The sequence below is a fragment of the Tepidimonas aquatica genome (assembly GCF_007556585.1).
Taxonomy (GTDB): Bacteria; Pseudomonadota; Gammaproteobacteria; order Burkholderiales; family Burkholderiaceae_C; genus Tepidimonas; species Tepidimonas aquatica.
The window spans coordinates 67,172-73,251 of sequence record NZ_VJNA01000014.1; the positions used below are offsets into that span (position 1 = coordinate 67,172).

Annotated in this window: 7 protein-coding genes and 1 pseudogene; all 8 read left to right on the forward strand. The window is 66.2% G+C overall.

Annotated elements, in window-relative coordinates; translation table 11 throughout:
• Positions 1-70: 70 nt before the first annotated feature.
• Positions 71-442 carry a 2Fe-2S iron-sulfur cluster-binding protein gene (locus tag Taqua_RS06925; protein ID WP_144325936.1) on the forward strand — a complete coding sequence of 124 codons (372 nt, stop codon included), beginning with the start codon at positions 71-73 and terminating at the stop codon, positions 440-442.
• Positions 443-458: 16 nt separating this feature from the next.
• Positions 459-1,403: a catechol 2,3-dioxygenase gene (locus tag Taqua_RS06930; protein WP_144325938.1), complete on the forward strand. Its 945-nt coding sequence runs from the start codon at positions 459-461 to the stop codon at positions 1,401-1,403.
• Positions 1,404-1,505: 102 nt separating this feature from the next.
• A complete protein-coding gene (locus Taqua_RS06935; protein ID WP_144325940.1) occupies positions 1,506-1,934 on the forward strand; it encodes a GlcG/HbpS family heme-binding protein in 429 nt (142 codons plus the stop codon).
• A gap of 42 nt (positions 1,935-1,976) precedes the next feature.
• On the forward strand, positions 1,977-3,431 hold the full coding sequence (locus tag Taqua_RS06940; RefSeq protein WP_144325942.1) for a 2-hydroxymuconic semialdehyde dehydrogenase: 1,455 nt from the start codon (positions 1,977-1,979) through the stop codon (positions 3,429-3,431).
• Positions 3,432-3,541: 110 nt separating this feature from the next.
• On the forward strand, positions 3,542-4,432 hold the full coding sequence (locus Taqua_RS06945; RefSeq protein WP_144325944.1) for an alpha/beta fold hydrolase: 891 nt from the start codon (positions 3,542-3,544) through the stop codon (positions 4,430-4,432).
• A complete protein-coding gene (gene dmpE, locus Taqua_RS06950; protein ID WP_144325946.1) occupies positions 4,432-5,214 on the forward strand; it encodes a 2-oxopent-4-enoate hydratase in 783 nt (260 codons plus the stop codon). Before Taqua_RS06945 ends, dmpE begins: the two co-directional genes overlap by 1 nt.
• Before the next feature lie 60 nt (positions 5,215-5,274).
• On the forward strand, positions 5,275-5,652 hold the full coding sequence (locus Taqua_RS13215; protein ID WP_185969579.1) for an antibiotic biosynthesis monooxygenase: 378 nt from the start codon (positions 5,275-5,277) through the stop codon (positions 5,650-5,652).
• Positions 5,606-6,080 (forward strand): annotated as a pseudogene (locus Taqua_RS06960) (transposase); the annotation flags it as partial. The gene Taqua_RS13215 and the pseudogene Taqua_RS06960, both read left to right, overlap by 47 nt.

Sequence of the window (6,080 nt, forward strand, 5' to 3'; positions counted from 1 at the left end):
ATGGTATCAAACAGGATCAAAACAGTATTGGACGGTATCGCCGTCTATTTCTAGACTGAAGCTCTCCACCATGTTTTTCACGCCACAAACCACGGTACAGGTCGAGGTCGTCGACACCGGCGAGCGCTATGCCTGCACCCGCACCGAAAGCCTGCTGCGCGGCATGTTGCGCCTGGGGCAGCGCGGCATCCCGGTGGGCTGCGTCAACGGCGGCTGCGGGGTGTGCAAGGTGCGCATCGTCCAGGGACAGGTGCAGCGCCTGGGACCGATCAGCCGCGCCCACGTCAGCGCCGACGAGGAGGCCGCCGGCTGCACGCTGGCCTGCCGCGTGGCACCGCAAACCGACGTCGTGCTGTGCGTCGAGGGGCGCATGGCCAAACCTTTCCGAGCCGGGGCCGCCGCGCGTGGCGCCGGCATGCCTTCCCCCCAACCCACCCCCTGAGAACGAGGAGACCACCATGGGCATTCTGCGCATCGGACACGCCAGCCTGCGTGTCATGGACATGGCCGCCGCCGTCCAGCACTACGAGAAGGTGCTCGGCATGAAAAAAACGATGGAGGACAAGCACGGAAACGTATACCTCAAGTGCTGGGACGAGTGGGACAAGTACTCGCTCATCCTGACCCCGTCCGACCAAGCGGGCATGAATCACGTCGCCTACAAGGTCGAGAAAGACAGCGACCTGGATGAGATCCAGGCCAAAGCCGAAGCCTGGGGCGTGCGCACCGAGATGCTGCCCGAGGGTGCGCTGCCGTCCACCGGGCGCATGCTCAAGTTCAACCTGCCCAGCGGGCACGAGATGCGCCTATACGCCTTCAAGGAGTACGTCGGCACCGACGTCGGCACCGTCAATCCCGACCCGTGGCCGGACGACATCCGCGGCGCCGGTGCGCACTGGCTGGATCACTGCCTGCTGATGTGCGAGCTCAACCCCGAGACCGGCGTCAACAAGGTGGCCGAAAACACCCAGTTCGCGATCGAGGTGCTGGACTTCTTCCTGACCGAGCAGGTAATGGTCGGCCCGGGCGGCGCCATCCAGGCCGCCACATGGTTGGCCCGCACCACGACGCCGCACGACATTGCCTTCGTCGGCGGCCCGCGCGCCGGTCTGCATCACATCTCGTTCTTCCTGGATAGCTGGCACGACGTGCTCAAGTCCGCCGACGTGATGGCCAAGAACAAGGTCAAGATCGACGTCGCGCCGACCCGCCACGGCATCACGCGCGGGGAGACCATCTACTTCTTCGACCCGAGCGGCAACCGCAACGAGACCTTTGCCGGGCTGGGCTATCTGGCCCAGCGGGACCGGCCGGTGACGACCTGGACCGAAGACAAGCTCTGGACGGGGATCTTCTACCACACCGGCGAGGCGGTGCCGTCCTTCACCGACGTCTACACCTGATCGGCCCACCTGGCCCGCGCGGGGCGTCCCCGCGCGGCGTGGGCCGAGCCGGTGCCACCCGCGCCGGCTCGGCACACGTCCTCCGCTTCCACGATGATCATCATGTCTACCCCCACCACGACCCAGCAGCACCTGAACGACGAGGCCGCCGCTGCGGCCTGCGCCGCCGCCATCGCCCACGCCCGCACGCTGGGCATCCGCGTCAACGTCGCCGTGTGCGACGCCAGCGGCGTGCTGCTGGCCTTCCGCCGCATGCACGGTGCCTTCCTACACTCGATCGACATCGCCATCGACAAGGCCTACACCGCCGCGAGCTTCGGCTTTCCGACGCGGCAGTGGATGGATCTGATCGGCACGGACGAGGCGCTACGCGCCGGCCTGCCGCTGCGGCCGCGGCTGGTGGTGTTCGGTGGCGGCCTGCCGGTGCGCGCCTCTGGCGCACTGGTCGGCGGCATCGGCGTCTCGGGTGGCTCGGCCGAGCAAGACGAAGCCTGCGCGCAGGCAGGCCTCGCAGCCATCGGCCTGGCGTGACGCTCAGCCCCCAGACCTTTTCCTGTCATCCCAACGTTGTCCATGAAACAGATCCTCAACTTCATCGGCGGTGAGTACGCCGCGTCCGACCGCACCTTCGACAAGCGCAGCCCGCTGACCGGCCAGGTCATCGCCCAGGTGCACGAGGCCAGCCGCGAGCAGGTCGATGCCGCGGTGCGCGCCGCGCGCGCGGCGCTGCGCGGCCCGTGGGGCCGCATGACCGTGGCCGAGCGGGTCGAGCGCCTGTACGCCGTGGCCGCCGGCATCGAGCGGCGCTTCGAGGAATTCCTCGCCGCCGAGTGCGAGGACACCGGCAAACCGATGAGCCTGGCGCGGCACGTGGACATCCCGCGCGGCGCAGCCAACTTCCGCATCTTTGCCGACGTGGTCAAGAACGTGCCGACCGAGTTTTTCGAGATGGCCACGCCCGATGGCCGCGGCGCGATCAACTACGGCTACCGCACGCCAGTAGGCGTGGTCGGCGTGATCTGCCCGTGGAACCTGCCGCTGCTGCTGATGACGTGGAAGGTGGGCCCCGCGCTGGCCTGCGGCAACGCCGTGGTCGTCAAGCCCAGCGAGGAGACGCCGCAGACCGCCGCGCTGCTGGGCGAGGTGATGAACGAGGCCGGCATCCCGCCGGGCGTCTACAACGTCGTGCACGGTTTCGGGCCGGCGTCGGCCGGCGAGTTCGTCACCACCCACCCCGGCGTCAACGCCATCACCTTCACCGGCGAGACGCGCACCGGCGAGGTCATCATGAAGGCCGCTGCCAAGGGTGCGCGGCCGGTCAGCCTGGAGATGGGCGGCAAGAACGCGGCGATCGTCTTCGCCGACTGCGACTTCGACGCCGCCATCGAGGGCACGATGCGCTCGGTGTTCGCCAACTGCGGCCAGGTGTGCCTGGGCACCGAGCGCGTCTATGTCGAGCGGCCGATCTTCGAGCGCTTTGTCGAGGCGCTCAAGCGCGGCGCCGAGGGGTTGACGCTGGGCCGGCCGGAAGATCCGGCCACCACGCTCGGCCCGCTGATCAGCGCCGAGCACCAGGCCAAGGTGCTGTCGTACTACCGCCTGGCGGTCGAGGAAGGCGCCACCGTCGTCACCGGCGGCGGCGTGCCGTCGATGCCGGGCGAACTGGCCGGCGGCTCCTGGATCCAGCCCACCATCTGGACCGGGCTGCCGGAGTCCGCGCGCGTGATGAAGGAAGAGATCTTTGGCCCCTGCTGCCACATTGCGCCCTTCGACACCGAAGAGGAAGTGCTGGCCAAGGCCAACGACAACGACTATGGCCTGGCCTGCGCGATTTGGACGCGCGACGTCAGCCGGGCGCACCGCGTGGCGCAGCGCATGGAAGTTGGTTTGAGCTGGGTCAACAGTTGGTTCTTGCGTGACCTGCGTACCCCGTTCGGTGGTGCCAAACAGTCGGGCATCGGCCGCGAGGGCGGCGTGCACTCGCTCGAGTTCTACACCGAGCTGAAAAACGTCTGCATCAAGCTGTGACGCGGCGCGTTGACCCCCCGCAGCGGCGGGGGTTGTTCATGCTTACAAGGTATCGAGAAATCTATAAAAAGTATTTGAATGGTATTGCTCCGCGCCTTAGGATGACTCCGATGACACACGATCACGCCAACCCTGAAGTCGGCCGCGAGGTGCTCGCGGCTGGCATTCGCACGAACTACCATGACGTTGGTCAAGGCTTTCCGGTTTTGCTGATTCACGGCTCCGGTCCCGGTGTCAGTGCCTGGGCCAACTGGCGGTTGACGATGCCGCGTTTGGCCGCGCGTGCCCGTGTGCTGGCGCCTGACATGGTCGGCTTTGGTTACACCGAGCGGCCCGCTGGCATCCAGTACGGGATGGATACCTGGGTTGACCATGCGCTGGGCTTCATCGACGCACTCGGGCTGGCGCAGGTGGACCTGGTAGGTAACTCGTTCGGCGGTGCGCTGGCGTTGGCCTTGGCCATCCGCCATCCGCAGCGGGTGCGCCGCCTGGTGCTGATGGGGGCGGCGGGCGTGCCGTTTCAGTTGACACCGGGGCTGGATGCGGTGTGGGGCTACGAGCCATCGGTGCAGGCGATGCGCCGTTTGCTCGATATCTTTGCCTACGACCGCCGCCTGGTGAATGACGAATTGGCTGAGTTGCGCTACCGCGCCAGCGTTCGACCCGGGGTGCAGGAGGCGTTTGCCGCGATGTTTCCGGCGCCGCGTCAGCGCTGGATCGATGCGCTGGCCAGCCCCGAGGCAGCCATCCGCTCGCTGCCGCACGAAACGCTGATCATCCATGGGCGCGAGGATCGGGTCATCCCGCTGTCCAACGCCCTGACGCTGGCGCGCTGGATCCACCGCAGCCAACTGCACGTGTTCGGTCGCTGTGGCCATTGGACCCAGATCGAGCATGCCGAACGGTTTGCCCGTCTGGTGGGCGACTTTCTGGCGGAAGCTGGCCCGGATGAGCCGCGCCCACTCGATGCCCAAGAACCTCGCGAGGAGCCTTTGCTGTGATGCTTGCAACCACCCTAGATGCGCTGGGCGATGAACTGTACGCCGCGCTCGTCGGATGCCATGTCGTCGAACCGCTCACGAGCCGACACGCCGACATCACCATCGAAGATGCCTACGCCATTCAGCAGCGGCTCAATGCGCGTCGCGTGGCTGCGGGTGAGCGCATCATCGGTAAAAAAATTGGTGTGACCAGCCAAGCGGTGATGAATATGCTGGGCGTCAACCAGCCGGACTTTGGCATGTTGACCGACGGCATGGTTTACAACGAGGGCGAGGCGATTCCAGCGGCACGCCTGATCCAGCCCAAAGCTGAAGGGGAAATCGCGTTTGTCCTCAAACGTGACCTGCAAGGTCCCGGAGTGACCGCTGCCGATGTGCTGGCCGCCACCGAGGGTGTGATGGCCTGCTTCGAAATCGTCGACAGCCGCATCCGCGACTGGAAGATCAAAATCCAGGACACGGTGGCCGACAACGCATCCTGCGGCGTGTTCGTGCTGGGTGATCGCCTGGTCGATCCCAAATCGGTCGATTTGCACGCGTGCGGTATGGTGCTGGACAAGAATGGCGAGATCGTCGTGACCGGCGCCGGCGCGGCCACGATGGGTTCGCCGCTGACAGCGGTGGCATGGTTGGCCAATACGCTGGGACGTATGGGCGTGCCCCTCAAGGCCGGAGAGGTCATCCTGTCGGGCGCGTTGGGCGCGATGGTGCCGGTGCAGCAGGGCGACAGCCTACGGGTGACGATAGGCGGCATCGGTGGCTGTTCGGTGCGTTTTGTGTGAATCCAGGGGCAGGTGGTGGGGCACGTTTCAAACGCATCGACCCTGTTGCCCAGGGCCGTGATGGTGCTTGTGTCGCGGCGGGCGCGGCAAGGTCACGAGTCCGATTTGGAGGCGACATGGGCGCAGCTTTCGGCTGTCGCTGCCAGCTTCCCGGGTTATTTGGGTGGGCAGTTGATTCGTCCCTCAGAGCAGGGCGAAACCGACGACGCACGGCTGTACCACATGCTGTTTGCGTTCGACAGCGAGGAGCATCTGCGTGCGTGGCAGGAATCCCCCGCGCGTGCGCTGGGACTCAAAGCGCTGGAGCCGCACGTTGAAGGTCGCGACGTCCCCCCGGTTTTGAGTAGCGCCGCGATCTGGAGTCCAATCCCCAACGACAAGGAGATTGGACGTGAAGAAGCGTTTTACCGAAGAGCAGATCATCGGCTTCCTGCGTGAGGCGGAGGCCGGCCTGCCGGTCAAGGACCTGTGCCGCCGGCACGGCTTCAGCGAAGCCTCGTACTACCTGTGGCGCAGCAAGTTCGGCGGCATGAGCGTGCCCGACGCCAAGCGGCTCAAGGAGCTGGAGGCGGAGAACACCCGGCTGAAGAAGCTGCTGGCCGAGCAGATGTTCGAGAACGACGTGATCAAGGACGCCCTGCGAAAAAAGTGGTGACCGCACCGGCCAGGCGCGAGCTGGTGCGGCATCTGGTGGACAAGGGCTTGAGCGAGCGGCGATCGCTGGCGATGGTGCGCATGAGCGCCAGCGCCTACCGCTATGCGCCGCGTCCGGACCGCAATGTCGAACTGCGGGCGCGGATCCTGGCGCTGGCGCAGCGGCACACGCGCTACGGCGTCGGGATGATCCACCTCAAGCTCAGGCAAGC